Source organism: Labrys sp. KB_33_2 (assembly GCF_052114505.1).
Classification (GTDB): Bacteria; Pseudomonadota; Alphaproteobacteria; order Rhizobiales; family Labraceae; genus Labrys.
Window position 1 is genome coordinate 119,482 of record NZ_JBFREW010000010.1, and the last position, 17,431, is coordinate 136,912.

Sequence of the window (17,431 nt, forward strand, 5' to 3'; positions counted from 1 at the left end):
CCTTTTTTGTGAGAATCTTGCGTCAGTTATCGGTTTCTGCGGTGACGCTGTCCATAGGCGTATCCGTCGCTGGGGCCTGCCCTGCCGCCTGGGGCAGAGGTTTCGGCGGCACAATCACCCGGCCCGGTGCCCATGGACGGGACGCTTGGGGATGGCGGGCCATGACGAGACGCCAGCGCGGGCTGATATCACCGCTCGCCGACGGCTCTACATAAAGTGCTATCGAGCCGACCGCGCGAATCAACTCGCGGTCCATCACAACTCCAGCGGCGGCACAGCGAGCACCGATCGGAACCGGTCCCGCCAGGACGCTGACGCGTCCACAGTCCTCTTCGGCGGCGTTGCTGGTCTTGTCGAGCATGAAGATCCCGCCTCCTTCGATGGGCGCGGAACACCCTTCTCTGTCACATAGGCGCTGTGCGGCAAGGGTTGGATCCTCCGGCTTGCGCCGATCGCCCATGGCCAGCAGCCATTGCTGAACCGTAAAAGCATCGGATCGCTGCGCCAGCACGGTCAGTTGATCGCCCTTGCGAACAAGGGCGGCATAGCCATTGGCGCCGAACAGAGCTACCGGCAGCGGCGCTGTCGCGGCCAGGGCAATGCCCCCGCCCAAGGGCAATAGGGCCAGCAGAGCAAGACGCGTGCGCAGAATGGTCAGCAGGACCAGCGTCAGAGCGAACAATCCGAGCGCCGCGGCGGAGAACTGCGGCAGCACGAGATCGGAGCCAGGCCAAGTCGCAACCGAACGAGCCACGTGCATGAACAACCCGACAGCCCAGCCCATCGCCTGCCAGAATGGAGCGCCATAGCCAAACGGCTCGGCGACCACGGCCAGCATGGCGAGCGGCATGATCAGGAAGGAGACGATCGGCGTCGCGACAAGGTTCGAGGCCAGCGACTGCAGCGTGATACGATGGAAATGAAAGGCTGAGAATGGCGCCGTGGCGAACGAGGCGACGATCGTGGTCAGCATCATGGCAAGTACCAAGGTCACAGCGCCACCAATGGCCCTTTCCCACGCCATAGCAGATTTCTCTCGCTTCCGCCGGCTCCATTGCTCATGTGCGATCACCAGCATCGCCACCGCGGCGAAAGACATCTGGAAGCTCGGCCCCAGGAGCTGTTCCGGCGTGGTCAGCAGCACGAAGCTCGCGGCCAGGGCGACGTTGCGGCGGGTAATGGCATTGCGTCCCAGCGCCACGGCCAGCAGTACGATGGCCGTCATCAGGAAGGAGCGGACCGTCGCGACTTCGGCGCCAGAAAACAGTGTGTAGGCAGCGGCCGGCAGCAGCGAGAGCAGCGCAGCGAGTTCCTTGGTGCCCCGATAGAGCACGATCCGGCGCGACAACGCCAGGACAGCGCGGATGAGGCCGAACAGGCCGCCCGCGAATAGCGCCATATGGAGACCCGAGATCGAAACGACATGATAGAGCCCGGAAGCCCGCAAGGCTTCATTGGCGTCGCCGGGAATCTGGCCGCGTTTGCCGGTGACCTGCGAAGCCGCGATGGCGCCATTCTCGCCTTGTATCGTCTCGACGATCCGCCGGGTCAGATCGTTGCGCTGGCGATCGATCCAGATATTGAAAGATTCCGCCCAGCTCGCCTCGACGGGGCTGGCCGCAGGTGCAATCTTGCCCGCTGCAAAACCAACGCCGCCAATGCCATCGAAGAAGGCATCGCGTGCGAAGTCGTAACCGCCGGGCAAGGCAGGAGGCGGAGGCGGTCTCATGACTGCTTTGAGGCTGATGCTGTCGCCAGCCCGGATTTCGCCGCCCTTGCGGACCGTAAGTCGGATGCGGGCCGGCATCGCAGCAGGCTCCAGCTTCTCCACCGAGACCGGCCTGATGACGATGCGCGCACTGCCACCCAGGCGCGGCTCTACCGAAAGGACGAGGCCTGTAACGGTTCCCGCCATCGAACGCGAAAGCTGTGGCGCGGCGACGCTCATCGTACGCAGCTTGGCAGAGCAAAAGCCCGCTCCCACCGCCGTCAGGCTGATCAGGCCGACATGCAACCACCAACGCCCCCGCAAGCCATAGGCAAGGCAGGCCGTCCCTACAGTAAGGAATGCGGGAACGACAAGACCAGGCTCTTCCGGTGCGGCAAAATAAGCGATGACACCCAGGCCCAGAAAGACCGGAACGACGAGAGCAAGCTCGAAGGCCGCCATCTCCGCCGCAAGCCCGGTCGCCAGCCAGGACACCAGCCTTTGCAGCCCCTGCCCGAACAGCATGCCGCCGGGCAACGCCAATCCCAGCTGTCCCGGCCTTCCACCGAGGACACCAACCCGCGCGCGGCCTCGATCATTCTCAGGCAAAGGCGCCCCCGCCGCTACCGCCCGATGAAACCCTGTGCTAAAGCCCCAAGCTTATTGATGTGATCCGGGTTAGCCAAGGGCCTCAATACTTCCGCCTCCATGCTCCCGCGCTCTGGCTTCGCTTCCCCTGCCTTTTGGAATTGCCAACTTCGATGTCCACTCCTGTCATCACCCGCTTTGCTCCCTCCCCCACCGGCTTCCTCCATATCGGCGGCGGCCGCACGGCCTTGTTCAACTGGCTCTACGCCAGGGCCAAGGGCGGTAAGATGCTGCTGCGCATCGAGGACACCGATCGCGAGCGCTCGACCGATGCCGCCATTGCAGCCATCCTGGATGGCCTGGCCTGGCTTGGCCTCGATTGGGACGGAGACCCGATCTTCCAGTTTGCCCGCGCTGCCCGCCACCGCGAAGTTGCCGAATCCATGCTCGCCCAGGGCAAGGCGTATTATTGCTACGCCACCCAGCAGGAGCTGGAGGAGATGCGCGAGCTCGCCCGCAAGGAAGGGCGCCCGCCACGCTATGATGGCCGCTGGCGCGACCGCGACCCGGCGACAGCCCCCAAGGACGTCAAGCCGGTGATCCGCCTGCGTGCGCCGATCGAGGGCGAGACCGTCATCCAGGACGACGTGCAGGGCACCGTGCGCTGGGCCAATAAGGACCTTGACGACCTGGTGCTGCTGCGCTCGGACGGCACGCCGACCTATATGCTGGCCGTGGTGGTCGATGACCATGACATGGGCATCACGCATATCATCCGTGGCGATGATCATCTCACCAATGCGGCCCGCCAGAAGCAGATCTACGAAGCCATGGGCTGGGAAGTGCCGCATATGGCCCATATCCCGCTCATCCACGGCTCCGACGGTGCCAAGCTCTCCAAACGTCACGGCGCGCTGGGCGTCGACGCCTATCGCGCCATGGGCTACCTGCCGGCGGCCATGCGCAATTATCTCGTGCGCCTGTCCTGGAGCCATGGCGACCAGGAAGTGTTCACCACCAAGGAGATGATCGAGCATTTTGATACCGGCGCCATCGGCAAATCGGCCGCGCGCTTCGATTTCAAGAAGCTCGAAAACCTCAATGGCATCTATATGCGCAACTCCACGGATGAGGAATTGCTCGCCGCCATCGACCAGTTGCTCCCCCATATTCCCGGTGGCCCTGCCCTCGTTGCCCAGCTCGCCGACGGCAATGGTGCCAAGCGCTCTCAGTTGCTGGCCGCCATGCCCGGCCTTAAGGAACGCGCCAAGACTTTGGTGGAATTGCTGGATGGCGCCAATTTCCTGTTCGTCTCGCGTCCCCTGCCCTTGGATGACAAGGCCAAGGCCATGCTGAACGAAGAAGCGCGGGCGACCCTCGCCATGCTGTTGCCGCGCTTCGAAGCCTTGGGCGAGTGGAGCGCCAGTGCGACCGAGGCGACGGTGCGGGCCGCAGCCGAGGAAACCGGCGCCAAGCTCGGCTCGTTGGCCCAGCCGTTGCGCGCTGCGCTCACCGGCCGTACCACCTCGCCGCCGGTCTTCGACGTGCTGGCCGTCCTCGGCCGCGAGGAAAGCCTGGCCCGGCTGAAGGATCAGGCCGGCTGAGACCAAGCGCCGCATGATTGTGTTTCCCGGACATCGGGTTTCGCGCAATAGGTGTATTTTTCGCAGCTTTGACGCGAAAGATTTGGAAAGCTTTCGCGTCAAAGTGGGGCAATCGGCCCTACCCTGGCGCGCTGCCGCCTAAGCAGTCGTCGAACCGACAGTTCACTTCTTCGTCTTTCTTGCGGCATTGCAGCAAATGGTCTACCCAACACCGACGGATCGGCGATACGTAGGCCTTACTTGAGCCGGGGGGCTCCTTTCTGGCCAAGGCGTGACCGCGTATTTCCGTACAAGGAGGATTGCATGAGCGGTAACACGGCGACTCTGACTATTGGTGACAAGGCAATCGAATTGCCAACCAAGGCCGGCTCCGTTGGTCCGACGGTTGTTGATATTGCGCCCCTTTATAAGCACACGGGCATGTTTACCTACGATCCAGGCTTCACCTCGACGGCGAGCTGTGAATCCCAGATCACCTATATTGATGGCGATGAGGGCGTGCTGCTCTATCGCGGCTACCCGATCGAGCAACTCGCCGAGCATGGCGACTTCCTCGAGACCTGCTATCTCCTGCTCTATGGCGAACTGCCGACAGCTGCCCAGAAGGCGGACTTCGACTATCGTGTCACGCGCCACACCATGGTGCATGAGCAGATGGCTCGCTTCTTCCAGGGCTTCCGCCGTGACGCCCATCCGATGGCCGTGATGGTCGCCTCGGTCGGCGCCCTTTCGGCCTTCTATCACGACTCCACCGACATCTCCGACCCGCATCAGCGCATGATCTCGTCGATGCGACTGATCGCCAAGATGCCGACCCTGGCTGCGATGGCCTACAAATACACCATCGGCCAGCCCTTCGTGTATCCGCAGAACAATCTGGACTATCCGTCCAACTTCCTGCGCATGTGTTTCTCGGTCCCTTGCGAGGAATACAAGCCCAATCCGATCCTGGCCCGCGCGCTCGATCGCATCTTCATCCTGCATGCCGATCACGAGCAGAACGCGTCGACCTCGACGGTCCGCCTCGCGGGCTCCTCGGGCGCCAATCCGTTTGCCTGCATCGCCGCCGGCATCGCCTGCCTATGGGGCCCGGCCCATGGCGGCGCCAATGAAGCTGCGCTCAAGATGTTGCAGGAAATCGGCACGGTCGATCGTATCCCGCAATATATCGCCAAGGCCAAGGACAAGAATGATCCCTTCCGCCTGATGGGCTTCGGCCACCGCGTCTACAAGAACTACGATCCGCGCGCCAAGATCATGCAGCGTACCACCCACGAGGTGCTGAACGAGCTCGGCCACAAGGACGACCCGTTGCTCGAGGTTGCGCTGGAACTCGAGCGCATCGCTCTGCACGACGAGTATTTCGTCGAAAAGAAGCTCTATCCGAACATTGACTTCTATTCGGGCATCACGCTCAAGGCGATGGGCTTCCCGACCTCGATGTTCACCGTGCTGTTCGCCCTGGCCCGTACCGTCGGCTGGATCGCACAGTGGAAGGAAATGATCGAAGATCCTTCCCAGAAGATCGGCCGCCCGCGCCAGCTCTATACCGGCGCAGCCCGCCGCGACTACGTTTCACCGGCCCAGCGCCGCTAAGATAACAAAGGGCGGATCCTCGGATCCGCCCTTCTCGTTTCCAGCCCCTGCTATTTGCGGCACGAGCGCTTGAGACCCTCAACCCGCCTTGCCGGCAATGGTTTCCAGCACGATGCGGGCCGCTCGCTGCGACGGGGACTCCCCCACCACCTGCATGCGTTGATCGATCTCATCGAAGGCGCGCATCTGCGCGCGCCGTTCATCGGTATTCCCCAGCAATCCGGCCATAAGATCGGCCAGACGGTCCGGTACGACCTCTTCCTGGAAGAGTTCGGGCACAGCCTGTCGATCGAGAATCAGATTGGGCAACAGGAAAAAACGTCCCTTGACCAGGCGACGGGCCAGGAAGGCCTCCCAGGCCGGAAAGCGATAGGTTCCGATCATCGGCACCTGCGCCAAAGCCAGTTCGAGCGTCACCGTGCCCGATGCTGCCAGTGCCGCTCTCGCCCGGCGGAAGGCCGCGTATTTCTCGTCGGGATCGGTGATGATCAGGGGATTCAGCGCCCAGCCGGCGGTTGCCTGCCGCAGACGCTCGGCATGGCGCGGCACCGTTGGCAGCGCGGCATCGAAGGGCCCGATCCTGGTGGATAGGAGCTCGATCGTCTGGCCGAAATCTTCCGTCAGCAGCCCCACTTCGCTCGAACGGCTGCCGGGGAGCACCAGCACCAGCGGTCGGTCCCCTTGCCGGATCGTCTCCTCCTCGGCATTGGGGCGCAATTCATGCAGGCGCTCCATCAAAGGATGGCCGACATAGGAACAAGGGGGGCCGTTCAACCGGCGATAGGCCTCGGGTTCGAAGGGCAGCAAAGCGAGCACGTGGTCGACATAGGCCCGCATCGACACCGCCCGGCCCGGGCGCCAGGCCCAGACGCTGGGGGAGACATAGTTGATGATAGGCAGATGCGGCAGGCGCCGGCGCACGCGCTTGGCGACGGCATGGGTAAAATCCGGACTGTCGATGATCACCAGACCATCGGGCGGATCGGCAACGATGGAGTCGATCACTTGCCAAGCGCGCCGATAGATCGTGGGGAAGCGTCCGATCACGGCAGCAAATCCCATCACCGCAATGTCGTCGAGCGGAAACAGGCTCTCCATGCCCTCGCGCGTCATGGCGGGCCCAGCCGTGCCCTTGAACACCACGGGCGCACCCGCCTGCGCGCGCAAGGCCTGCATCAGCTTGAAGCCGAGCTGATCGCCAGAATGTTCGCCCACGACGATGGCGATCTTCAAAGGCCGATCCATCATCATCACACCCCGACAAGGAATAGATTGGCGGCATCGGCTGCTGCAATCGTCGCATCCCGCTCCAGCACGAGAACATTGCCGGCCTCGATGGCGATACCGGCAAGTCCGGCCTTCTTGGCGAGGCGTACTGTACGCGGGCCGATGCTCGGAAGGTCGGCCCTGAAATCCTGTCCCGGCTTGGCCGCCTTCACCAGCACACCGCCATCCTGCTCGGCGATGGGCGGGCGGCCATGGCGCGACAAGCGGCCAAATAGGCCAAGCCGGCGCAAAACGGCAACTCGCCGGATCATGTTATCCGTGCCCTCGGCGGCTTCGACGGCCAGTACGCGCCTTTGTGCGACTACAACGCCCTGGCCAATGTCGCTCGGCCCCATGGCGGCAAGAGCGCGCTTACCGATGGCGATCCCTTCGAGCTCCGCCGCGCTGGGCGACAGATGGCCGAGCGTCCCCCTGGGCGCCATCAGCGACGGCGCCACATCACGAACGCCGACGACCGCATAGCCGTGCTTTTCCAGAAAGACGATGACGCCCCGCAGGAGATTGTCGTCCCCGCCCTCGAGCACGTTACGGATCTCTTCGAGATGCCGCACGGCCTGGATGCCGGACCGTACCATGCCGAGCCCAGGGCGATGCACGGCACCCGCCAGGATCACCCGGCCTGCGCCGGCCCGGGCCAACTCCTGCAGAACCCCTTTCGGATCGATCAGGCTGACAGGATATTGGACGTAACCAGCAAAATCGGCATCCGCAAAGCCTTTCAAGGGCAGGATCACGACAGCTTCGCCCCGCCCTGCCGCCTCCGCTGCAATCTCGGCCGGCAAACGTCCCGCCCCGGCGACAACCGCCAAAGCAGGCATGGCTGGGACCGTTCCGGCAGCAGGCGGCGTGCTCACGCCTCGCTGCCTGCGAGATCTCGCGCCGACGCATCGCGCGGCGTTACCAAAGCACGCTCACCGCCGGCTCTCACGAAATCGACGATCTCCATCACCGCGGCCTGATCGGCGAAGGTCTCGGCGACCCTTTCCACGCGTTCCTTCAAGGTCCCAGCGGAGGCAAACAGCATGCGATAGGCATGACGCAAGGCATGGATCTGTTCCCGCCCGAAGCCGCGGCGCTTCAGGCCGATGATGTTGAGGCCTGCCAGGCTGGCGCGATCACCCAGGGCCATGCCGAAGGGGATCAGGTCGTTCTCGAGCCCGGACAGGCCGCCAACGAAGGCATGCGCCCCGACACGCGCGAACTGGATTACCGCAGCGGCTCCGCCCAGAATGGCATAGTCGCCAACCGAAACATGGCCGGCCAACAAGACACCGTTGGAGAGGATGATGTTGTTGCCGAGCTTGCAGTCATGCCCGACATGGGAATTAGCGAGAAAGGCACAGCGATCACCGACAATGGTGTGCATGCCGCCACCGCTCGTACCGGGATTCATCGTTACCCCCTCACGGATCAGGCAATCGCTGCCGATGGTGAGGTCCGAGGGCTCGCCAGCATATTTGAGATCTTGCGGCTGATGGCCCAGGGAGGCAAAGGGGAACACCTTGGTGCGCGCGCCGATGCTGGTACGTCCGGCGACGACGACATGCGAATGCAATGTTACGCCGTCACCCAGAGTCGCCTCGGCTCCGACGACGCAGAAAGGGCCGATGCTGACGCCTTCGCCCAGCTTTACTCCCGCTTCGACGACCGCGGACGGATGGATGATCTGGCGAGCCCCCTCCGCCATTATTCGGTGACCAGCATGGCGGAGACGATAGCCTCGGCGACCGTGACACCATCAACCTTGGCCTCTCCCTTGTACCACCACATATTGCGGCGGTTCTTCAGTTTAGTCAGGTGCAGACGCATCTGATCGCCCGGCGTGACCGGCTTACGGAAACGGCATTCGTCGATTGTCATGAAATAGACGACCTTGGGCTTGGCCTTGCCCTCGCTGCTGAGTACGCAGATCGCGCCGGCCGTCTGCGCCATCGCTTCGATCACCAGCACGCCTGGCATCACCGGTTGCCCGGGGAAGTGGCCGGTAAAATGCGGTTCGTTGAAGGTGACGTTCTTGATGCCGACGGCGGAATTGTCGCCATCGATCTCGACGATGCGGTCTACGAGCAGGAAGGGATAGCGATGCGGCAGCAGGGTCAAGAGCTTGCCGATATCTGCGGTTTCCAGCGTTCCAGGGGTTGCTTCACTCATATAGGTCTCATTTCCTGAACCTGCCCGGCCTTCGGCCAGAGCGCTTAAACCAAACTCCATATCGCTCCCTAGAGCAAAGCGCGTTTCAACGAAAACGCTTTTTGCTCTAACTCCTTGTTTCGACGCGTCTTTGCGTTTCCCGATAGACACACGGAATCGCAAGACGCTTTAGGGAGCAGATCCCTCGTCCGTACCTTGCCCCGATCGAACCCGCGAATTCTTGACCAGCCTCTTGAGCAGGGCCAGTTCGCGCGCATAGTCCCCCAATGGCTGGGCAGGCGTACCGCCCATGCGCGCGCCCGGCGGCACGTCGTCCTTGACGTTGGCGGCGCCGGCAATCTGGGCGCCCATGCCGATGCGGATATGGCCAACCGTGGCGGAGGCACCTCCCATCACCACGAAATCCTCCAGGACGGTCGAACCGGAGATCCCGACCTTCGCCACCAGCACGCAGTGCCGCCCGACCATGACGTTGTGGGCAATCTGCACCTGATTATCGATCTTGGTGCCCTCGCCGATGATGGTGTCACGATTGGCACCACGATCGATGGTGGTGCAAGCGCCGATTTCGACATCATCCTGCACCACGACGCGACCGACCTGCGGCACTTTGAGGTGGCCGCGCGGTCCCATCGAAAAACCGAAACCATCCTGGCCAAGACAGGCACCGGCATGGATGATGACACGATTACCGATCAGGGAATGCTGGATCACCGCATTCGGGCTGATCGAGCAGTCACGGCCGATCCGAACATCCGATCCGATCACCGCGTTGGCGCCGACGATGGTCCCTGCACCGATTTCTGCCCGCGGCCCGATAACGGCACCCGGATCGACGGTCACGCCAATCTCGAGCCTCGCTTCAGGGTGCACGACGGCACCCGGCGAAATGCCCTTGGCTCCGAAAAAGGATTGCGGGCGTGCCGCGTCCGGGAACAACGCCATGCCAATCTGGGCAAAGGCACGATAGGGTTCGCGCGCCACCAACAAGGGTGCATTCTTCGGGGCGCGATCGGTGAATTTGGGAGAGATCAGGATCACCGCCGCCTTGGACGTTTCCAGCATCGGCAGATAATGCGGATTCTCGAGGAAGCTCAGATCGCCCTCCCCGGCATGATCGAGCGGCGCCACGCGTTCCACCGTCAAGTCCAGCGACAGGCCGGCCGCCGGTTCAGCGCCGGTGAGTTCGACGATGTCGGCAACGATGAGGCGGTTGCGCGCGTGAAAGAATACCGGATCCGTCATCAACTCCACGCTACGGTCAGCCCCCCAAATCCGGCTTCGAGTGGCTGCTCCGAAACCGGCGATCTTTTCCATTATGAATAGACCAGTCCCTTTGCAAAAGCGTTACCGGCCTGATCGTTCATCCCCAGAGCAAATCAGGTTCATGCCCCAACGTTTGTTCGCTCCAGCTCCTAGTTTCCAAACCAATCCAACGGATTGGCATGAGCGTCGCTGCGGCTCTGGTTGACTCCGTCAAATCGCAAAACGCTCTAGCCCTTACACGATGAAGGGGATGCAATGCAAAACACCGAATATTTCCGTTCATTGCGGCATGCGAAGGATGCAGCTTTGCGAACAAAAAACCGGCCGGCCCCGAAGGGACCGGCCGGCACAAACCTCAGGTCAGATCATCAATAGTTGACGATCGTGCCGAAGCGGAAAGCCTGCGTGTCGTCATGCTTGGCCTTGCTCAGGACATAGGCATAGTCGAAGCGTAGCGGTCCGAGCGGCGAGGCCCACAGCAAGCTGGCGCCGACCGAAGAGCGGATCTTGTGCTCGTCAACCAGTTGAAACTGTCCAGGATATTGGATGGCGAAATTCTTACCACCATAACCATACAGAGTACCTGCATCTGCGAATACGGCGCCCCGCAGACCCACCTCACGCGGCAGACCGAAGATAGGGAATTGCAGCTCCACCGTACCACCGAAATAGGTGGTACCGCCCAAACCATTGCCCTTGGCACCACCGGCGATGTCGCGCGCACCGATACCGCCTGGAGCGAAGCCTCGCACCAAATCGGGGCCCGGGCTGAATTGGTCAACGATCGCCAGATTATCCTTGCCGCCGAAGCCGTGCATATAGCCGCCCTGGCCGCGAACCATCACTGTGAGGTCGTCAGTCAGCGAATAGTAGTAGCGACCATCGATCGACTGCTTGATGAACTTGGCGTCACCGCCCAAGCCGGCAATGTCCTGCTTGAACTGGACATAAAAACCCGAACTCGGTTGCTTGAGATCGTCCAGCGTATTGTAGGTCAGCGTGTAACCGATCATCGAAACGAGACGGTTACCGCCATTCGCCAATTCCTTGATCGCCCAGGACGCTTCACCGTTATCGAACCTGCCATCCTTGTACTGAATATCCGGGATCGATACCTTCTCCGTGTAGAGCGTGTAGTTCACGCCGACCGTGAAGTTCTCAGTGATCGGGAAGGCGGCGCGCAGCGTGCCACCCGTGGTCTGGTCCTTGTAGTAGCTGTAGTCGCTGTCATCCGTGGTCTTCGAGAACAGGTCGAAGCCGGCGGCAATGCGCTGCCCCAGGAAGTAGGGCTCGGTGAAGGATAGGCTGTAGCCCTGCGTGCGCTGGCCGTACTGCACCGACGCCTTCACATACTGGCCGCGGCCGAGGAAGTTGCGCTCGGTGAGCGAGACTTCGCCGAGGAAGCCGTCCGAGGTGGAGTAGCCGCCGCCCAGCGAGAATTCGCCGGTCGACTGATCTTCGACCTCGACATTGACGATCACGCGATCGGGCTCCGAGCCCGGCTCGTTGGTGACGCGGATGTTCTTGAAGTAGCCGAGGTTGCGCAGGCGACGGGTCGCCCGTTCGATCAGCGCCTTGTTGTAGGGGTCGCCTTCACCAACGTCGAACTCGCGGCGGATCACATAGTCACGCGTGCGGGTGTTGCCGCGGATGTTGATGCGCTCGATATAGACCTTCGCGCCCTCTTCCACGACATAGTTGACGCTGATGATGTTGCCGCCGGCGTCACGAACGGCGCGCGGGCGGACCTGAGCGAAGGGGTGGCCGGAACCAGCCAGCTTGACCGTCATGTCCTCGACAGTCTTGTCCACGTCCTCGCCACGATAGGTCCAGTTGTTCCAGGACTGGATATCGCCGTTCAGGTCGGCGGGGTTGACGTCGGAAATGGTGGATTCGACCTGCGAGGGGCCGAACTTGTAATACTGCCCCTCGTCGACCGTGACGGTCAGGACATAGGCGTCCTGCTTCTCGTTCAGCGACGGCACGATCGAGACGACGCGGAAATCGGGATAGCCGTGGTTCACATAGAATTGGCGCAGGCGCTCTTCGTCACCAGCGAGGCGATCCGGATCATAAGTGTCGGTGGTGCGCAGCCAGCCGAGATAGCCGCTCTCGATCGTGGCCATCTGGCGCTTCAGGCGCCAGGCGGAGAAATTGTTGTTGCCGACGAAGTTGATCGAGTCGATGCCGACCTTCGAGCCCTCAGCCACCGTGAAGACGAGGTCGACGCGATTATTCGGCAACTGGACTTCGCGATACGTAATCTGCACCGTCGAGCGGCCGGTCCGGTTGTAGGCCTCACGCATGCGATCGATGTCCGCATTGAGGGTGGCCTGGTTCACCTGGCTGCCGGGCTTGGTCTCCATGATGGAAGACAGCTGGTCCGCTGTGACCTTCTTGTTCTTCTCGAACACGATGCGGTTGACGATCGGTGCCGAGCGCGACGCAACATGCTTCCTCGGAGCGGCTTCAGCCGTGCCCACCATAGGAGATGCCACGAAGGCCCCGAACAACGACGGAACCGCGACAGCCGCGAGGGCAACGCCCAGCTTCAACTTGTACATTGCTGTTGCCATCGGGTCTAAATCCCACTCTTTTTACCAAACCAAGTCGAGTTCAATGCCAAACCTCACCAGCCCGCATTGCTCTCATTGGAAATGCTTCTACAGGGTTTCCGGACACATGCAAACCGACCCCCGGCCACCGTCCGTCCTTTTTTGGGAGACCGTTGCGAATCCGCCACGCCCTCTCAGCCGCCCGATAATTGCTGTGACAGATCATGGCCCAACACCAAAACAGTGATTGTAATTATCAACATGAGCCCGATGCCGAAGGACAGTTCCTGCGCACGGGCTCCCACTGGCCTGCCCCGGATCGCCTCGATGGCGTAAAAGACCAGATGTCCGCCATCTAGAACCGGAATCGGCAACAGATTGATGAAGCCGACGGAAATCGACAGACCAGCCGTGAGCAGGATCAGACCGGCGAGCCCGATGGTTTCGGTAATCGTCTTGGATACGACCGCAATGCCGACAATGCCGGTCACCTGCTTGGGATCGCCACGTCCGGCAAAGAGGTCGTAGATAAATTTCGCTGATGCACCAATACCTTGTCCGGTTTCCTTGGTGCCTTGCCACAGCGCCGAAACAGGGTCGAGACGCGACATGCCGCCGGGGCCGATGCCGATGATGGCCCGCGAAATGGTCTTGCCATCGGGCGTGGAGAACGTACGCGTTTCAGGTGTGACGCTGACGTCGAAGCTCTCCTGTCCACGCTCGATGGTGAGGTTCACGGGGCGCCCGGGCACAGCCGAAATCAGTTCCGGAAGTTGGTCGAACAGGGTGACTTTGGTGCCGTTGACCTCGACGATCCTGTCGCCCTTGCGCAGTCCCGCCTTGGCCGCCGGTCCGTCAGCCTTGATCGGCCCGATAATGGCGTCAGAATTCGGGTAACCATAAATCGAGAATGCAGCCGCGAAGACGAAAGCGGCCAGGATGAAATTGGCCAGAGGGCCGGCCGCCACGATGGCGATGCGCTGCCAGACCGGTTTGTGGAACAGGCTGACCGCACGCTCCTCCGGCGTCATCAATTGGTTGCGCTCTTCATCGGGCAGAGAAGCGGCATTGGCATCACCGAAGAAGCGCACATAACCGCCGAGGGGGATTGCTGCGATACGCCAATGGGTCCCGTGCCGGTCGTCATAGCCGAACAATTCCGGCCCGAAGCCGATCGAGAAGGTCACAACTTTCACGCCGCACCAGCGCCCGACAAGGAAATGCCCAAGCTCGTGAAAGAAGATCAGGATGGAAATGATCACGATGAACGGCACGAAGCCGAGAGCACCGAGACCGAAACTATCCAGAAAACCCATCATCCATTCCTCTCACGCGCCAAAAGCCAAGCCACACCGGCCTACTCAGGTTCCTCATGATGGGGCCACAGGCACGGTCAGGAGGAACTGGCAAGATAGCAAACCAATTTGCAGAGTTTCCCGGCGAGGCTCACTCTTGGGTCTCGTCGGGAAACTCTGCCTAGCCTTTCGGCACTACCACACAATGAAGCCCTGGGCCGGATGCAGGCCAGCATGCACAAGCCCGATCAGCAAAGCAGCCAGCGCCGCCGCCAGAAAGCCGTCGAGCCTGTCCATGACGCCGCCATGGCCGGGTATCAGCTGGCTCGCGTCCTTGGCATCAAAGCGGCGCTTCAAGGCGGATTCAAGGAGATCACCACCTTGAGAGATCGCCGCCAGCGCCGCCCCTATGGGAACAAGAACAACGGAGCCGCCGACAAGGCCGGCCGCCGCCGCAGCAAACACGGTGCCGCCGATGAAGCCAGACCAGGTCTTCTTCGGGCTTACCCTCGGCCAGAGCTTGGGACCACCCAGGGTCCGTCCAGTGAAATAGGCCAGTACATCCGAGCCCCAGACAATGGCAAACAGCACGAAAATGGCGCGCATGCCATGGGGCTCGTCGAGCCTCAAAAGAGTAACCGGCAAGACCACGCAGGCCGCATAGGGTATGGCGACAGCGGCCAGCAGCGGCTGCGCCAGACCTCGTCCCCACGCCAGGCCGCCCATCACCGCCGCGCCCCCGACGACGGTCAACAGAGCGGTTCCGGCTTGCCCGCTCAGGGCAAACAGCGTGGACACGGCGAGCAGGCCGACACCGAGCACAACGATCAGCCAATCGCGTCGACCGGCGGCGATCAGAAACAGCCATTCGCAAAGAACCGCGGCAGCTGCGAGGAACCAGAACAGTACGAAAAGAGAGCCTCCCCACCAGGCCGTGGCCAGCGCCAAACCGGCCATGACCAGGGCGGAGGCGATGCGGATGGAAAGATCGGACCAGTTGGCCTTGGATGCGCCTGCCATGTCAGAGACCGCGGACGGATGGCACCGCCCCCCGCAGCCGGCCAGCCGCTGTTCCCCGACACAAAACTGCTGTCACATCTTCCCCCACAGGCACGTCGACGATACCGCCCTAGCCGGAATTGGCCTGACGGGGAGGATCGGTCTCGCCAAGCCCCCCGAAACGACGGTCGCGCGCGTGATACTCGGCCAGCGCCGCTTCCAGCGCCCGGCGGTCGAAATCCGGCCAGAGCAAGGGAATGAAAACCAACTCCGCATAGGCCGCCTGCCAGAGCAGGAAATTGGAGAGCCTTTGTTCTCCCGAGGTCCGGATGACCAGATCTGGATCCGGAATATCATGCGTGTGCAGATTGGCGCCGATGGCTTCGGCCGTAATGTCTGCGGGCTTGAGCAGCCCTTCCGCAACCTTCTCCGCCAAGCGCCTGGCTGCCGCAACAATCTCCTGCCGGGCGCCGTAGTTGAACGCCACGACGAGGGTCAATCCGGTATTGGCGGCCGTGAGATTCTCGACCTCGATCAGGAGCTCGGCAAGTTCGGCGTCGAGCCCTTCTCGCTCGCCGATGATACGAACCCGGACATTGTTGGCATGCAGGTCGGCCAGATCGTTGCGCACAAAGCGCTTCACCAGCCCCATGAGATAGTCGACTTCAGTCCGGGGCCTCGACCAGTTCTCCGACGAGAAGGAATAGAGCGTTAGGTAACGGATGCCCAGCTCAGCAGCGGCGCGGACGGTACGCCTGAGCGCCTCCACGCCCCGGCGATGCCCCTCGAAACGGGGCATCAGGCGCTTGGAGGCCCAGCGGCCATTACCATCCATGATGATGGCGACATGAGCCGGCGGGGTCGCCACAGTTGCGTCGTCGATTTCGTCCCTGCCAAACATTGGTGCCTCGAAGCTTCTCCGCCGAACCGGCTGGCACGAATTCTATCGAACGATCATCGGATAGACAGTGGATAATTGGTGTCGAATAGGGGGAGTAGAATAGTCCTTGCGGATAATCTGCACCCCTCTTCCGTCACACCTGCATGATTTCCTTCTCCTTGGAGAGGAGGGTCTTATCGATTTCGGCGATCATCGCATCAGTCGCCTTCTGCACCTGATCGGCCAGACGCTTTTCTTCGTCTTCACCAATCGTACCGTCTTTTTCGGTCTTCTTCAGAATGTCCAGGCCGTCACGGCGGACATGCCGAACCGCCACGCGCGCCGACTCGGTATATTTATGCGCGACCTTGACCAGTTCCTTACGGCGATCCTGCGTCATCTCGGGAATGCGCAGCCGGATCACCTGTCCCTCGGTCTGCGGATTGAGTCCAAGATTGGAGTTCATGATCGCCTTCTCGACGGCGCCGACCATGCCACGGTCCCAGACCTGCACGCTAAGCAGGCGCGGTTCGGGCACCGAAATGGTGGCGACCTGCGACAGCTGCATGCTGGCGCCATAGGCATCGACATGCACCGGTTCGAGCAGTGAGGAAGAGGCCCGGCCGGTGCGCAGACCACCCAGTTCATGTTTCAGCGCATTGAGCGCGCCTTCCATGCGACGCTTGACCTCGGCGATATCGAATGACGCAGCCATGTTCCTGCCCTCGAATTTCTTTGACGGAAGTGGTCAGGGAGTGACCAGAGTGCAACGCCCCTCCCCGCGCAGCACGGCTGCCAGGGATCCGGGTTGTTGAATCGAAAAGACAATTATCGGCAAGCGCGCCTCGCGGGCAAGCGCAAACGCCGCCGTATCCATGATCTTGAGGTCTTTGCGGATGACCTCGTCATGGGTGATGTGATCATAGCGGGTAGCAGCGGGATCCTTCTTGGGATCGGCGGAATAGATGCCGTCGACCTGCGTGCCCTTCATCAGGACGTTGCATTCCAGCTCCGCCGCACGCAGTGCACCGCCGGTGTCGGTGGTGAAGAAGGGATTGCCGGTGCCGCCCGCCAGCAGCACGACACGGTCCTTGGCCAGATGCTCCATCGCCTGCTGGCGCGTATAGGTTTCGACCACCGACGGCATGGCGACGCCGGACATGGCGCGAGCGGATTGGCCGAGGGAAGCGAGTTGGGCCTCGAGCGCGATGACGTTCATTACGGTGGCGAGCATGCCCATCGAGTCGGCCGCAGGCCGCGACAAGCCCATACCGGCGATCTGCGAGCCGCGGAAGATATTGCCGCCGCCCACGACCACGCCGACTTCCACACCCAGCTTGACCGCTTCGATGACGTCCTCGGCTATCCGGCGCACCGTGCCGCGATCGATGCCGAAGGCCTCGCCTCCCATCAATGCCTCACCGGAAAGCTTCACCAGGACGCGTTTATAGGGAAGTACCGCCATGACTGCTCTCCGATTCGCTGGCCACTTATACAACAGG

14 protein-coding genes are annotated in these 17,431 nt (G+C 61.9%); 2 read left to right on the forward strand and 12 right to left on the reverse strand.

All coding sequences use genetic code 11. The annotated features are described in order from the left end of the window. Positions 1-22: 22 nt before the first annotated feature. Positions 23-2,251: a ComEC/Rec2 family competence protein gene (locus tag AB4037_RS18405; RefSeq protein ID WP_441772495.1), complete on the reverse strand. Its 2,229-nt coding sequence runs from the start codon at positions 2,249-2,251 to the stop codon at positions 23-25. A gap of 218 nt (positions 2,252-2,469) precedes the next feature. Here AB4037_RS18405 and gltX point away from each other — a divergent pair, with 218 nt between their 5' ends. Further along, a complete protein-coding gene (gene gltX, locus AB4037_RS18410) occupies positions 2,470-3,900 on the forward strand; it encodes a glutamate--tRNA ligase (RefSeq protein ID WP_441772496.1) in 1,431 nt (476 codons plus the stop codon). 303 nt (positions 3,901-4,203) lie between these two features. Beyond that, positions 4,204-5,496, forward strand: a complete 1,293-nt coding sequence (gene gltA / locus AB4037_RS18415) for a citrate synthase (RefSeq protein WP_434956058.1) — start codon at positions 4,204-4,206, stop codon at positions 5,494-5,496. A gap of 78 nt (positions 5,497-5,574) precedes the next feature. Here gltA and lpxB read toward each other — a convergent pair whose 3' ends face one another. From lpxB to pyrH, 11 genes are all read right to left on the reverse strand, one after another. After that, the gene (gene lpxB / locus AB4037_RS18420; RefSeq protein WP_441772497.1) at positions 5,575-6,747 is read right to left on the reverse strand and encodes a lipid-A-disaccharide synthase; all 1,173 of its coding nucleotides are present in this window, start codon (positions 6,745-6,747) and stop codon (positions 5,575-5,577) included. Then, on the reverse strand, positions 6,747-7,601 hold the full coding sequence (locus AB4037_RS18425; protein ID WP_441772498.1) for an LpxI family protein: 855 nt from the start codon (positions 7,599-7,601) through the stop codon (positions 6,747-6,749). Before AB4037_RS18425 ends, lpxB begins: the two co-directional genes overlap by 1 nt. Positions 7,602-7,633: 32 nt before the next feature. Continuing rightward, on the reverse strand, positions 7,634-8,470 hold the full coding sequence (gene lpxA / locus AB4037_RS18430) for an acyl-ACP--UDP-N-acetylglucosamine O-acyltransferase (RefSeq protein WP_441772499.1): 837 nt from the start codon (positions 8,468-8,470) through the stop codon (positions 7,634-7,636). Further along, positions 8,470-8,934: a 3-hydroxyacyl-ACP dehydratase FabZ gene (gene fabZ / locus AB4037_RS18435; protein WP_434956054.1), complete on the reverse strand. Its 465-nt coding sequence runs from the start codon at positions 8,932-8,934 to the stop codon at positions 8,470-8,472. The genes lpxA and fabZ overlap by 1 nt, the downstream gene beginning before the upstream one ends. A gap of 168 nt (positions 8,935-9,102) precedes the next feature. Further along, positions 9,103-10,179 carry a UDP-3-O-(3-hydroxymyristoyl)glucosamine N-acyltransferase gene (gene lpxD, locus AB4037_RS18440; RefSeq protein WP_441772500.1) on the reverse strand — a complete coding sequence of 359 codons (1,077 nt, stop codon included), beginning with the start codon at positions 10,177-10,179 and terminating at the stop codon, positions 9,103-9,105. A 389-nt stretch (positions 10,180-10,568) separates the two neighbouring features. Beyond that, a complete protein-coding gene (gene bamA, locus AB4037_RS18445; RefSeq protein ID WP_441772501.1) occupies positions 10,569-12,776 on the reverse strand; it encodes an outer membrane protein assembly factor BamA in 2,208 nt (735 codons plus the stop codon). Positions 12,777-12,949: 173 nt separating this feature from the next. Then, complete coding sequence (locus AB4037_RS18450; protein WP_441772502.1) at positions 12,950-14,074, reverse strand: M50 family metallopeptidase; 1,125 nt, start codon at positions 14,072-14,074, stop codon at positions 12,950-12,952. Between the two features lie 171 nt (positions 14,075-14,245). Beyond that, positions 14,246-15,070, reverse strand: coding sequence for a phosphatidate cytidylyltransferase (locus AB4037_RS18455; protein ID WP_441772503.1), 825 nt, complete (start codon positions 15,068-15,070; stop codon positions 14,246-14,248). 109 nt (positions 15,071-15,179) lie between these two features. Beyond that, on the reverse strand, positions 15,180-15,950 hold the full coding sequence (locus AB4037_RS18460; RefSeq protein ID WP_434956049.1) for an isoprenyl transferase: 771 nt from the start codon (positions 15,948-15,950) through the stop codon (positions 15,180-15,182). Positions 15,951-16,083: 133 nt separating this feature from the next. Further along, positions 16,084-16,644: a ribosome recycling factor gene (gene frr / locus AB4037_RS18465; protein ID WP_434956048.1), complete on the reverse strand. Its 561-nt coding sequence runs from the start codon at positions 16,642-16,644 to the stop codon at positions 16,084-16,086. Between the two features lie 33 nt (positions 16,645-16,677). Further along, positions 16,678-17,394, reverse strand: a complete 717-nt coding sequence (gene pyrH, locus AB4037_RS18470; RefSeq protein WP_434956047.1) for a UMP kinase — start codon at positions 17,392-17,394, stop codon at positions 16,678-16,680. Positions 17,395-17,431: the final 37 nt, after the last annotated feature.

Excerpts from the sequence above, each read along its gene's own strand:
- pyrH (WP_434956047.1), bottom strand. The coding sequence starts at position 17,394 with ATGGCGGTACTTCCCTATAAACGCGTCCTGGTGAAGCTTTCCGGTGAG.
- fabZ (WP_434956054.1), bottom strand. The coding sequence starts at position 8,934 with ATGAGTGAAGCAACCCCTGGAACGCTGGAAACCGCAGATATCGGCAAG.
- lpxD (WP_441772500.1), bottom strand. The coding sequence starts at position 10,179 with ATGACGGATCCGGTATTCTTTCACGCGCGCAACCGCCTCATCGTTGCC.
- bamA (WP_441772501.1), bottom strand. The coding sequence starts at position 12,776 with ATGGCAACAGCAATGTACAAGTTGAAGCTGGGCGTTGCCCTCGCGGCT.
- AB4037_RS18450 (WP_441772502.1), bottom strand. The coding sequence starts at position 14,074 with ATGATGGGTTTTCTGGATAGTTTCGGTCTCGGTGCTCTCGGCTTCGTG.
- gltX (WP_441772496.1), top strand. The coding sequence starts at position 2,470 with ATGTCCACTCCTGTCATCACCCGCTTTGCTCCCTCCCCCACCGGCTTC.
- AB4037_RS18425 (WP_441772498.1), bottom strand. The coding sequence starts at position 7,601 with ATGCCTGCTTTGGCGGTTGTCGCCGGGGCGGGACGTTTGCCGGCCGAG.
- lpxB (WP_441772497.1), bottom strand. The coding sequence starts at position 6,747 with ATGATGATGGATCGGCCTTTGAAGATCGCCATCGTCGTGGGCGAACAT.
- lpxA (WP_441772499.1), bottom strand. The coding sequence starts at position 8,470 with ATGGCGGAGGGGGCTCGCCAGATCATCCATCCGTCCGCGGTCGTCGAA.
- gltA (WP_434956058.1), top strand. The coding sequence starts at position 4,204 with ATGAGCGGTAACACGGCGACTCTGACTATTGGTGACAAGGCAATCGAA.
- frr (WP_434956048.1), bottom strand. The coding sequence starts at position 16,644 with ATGGCTGCGTCATTCGATATCGCCGAGGTCAAGCGTCGCATGGAAGGC.
- AB4037_RS18460 (WP_434956049.1), bottom strand. The coding sequence starts at position 15,950 with ATGTTTGGCAGGGACGAAATCGACGACGCAACTGTGGCGACCCCGCCG.
- AB4037_RS18455 (WP_441772503.1), bottom strand. The coding sequence starts at position 15,070 with ATGGCAGGCGCATCCAAGGCCAACTGGTCCGATCTTTCCATCCGCATC.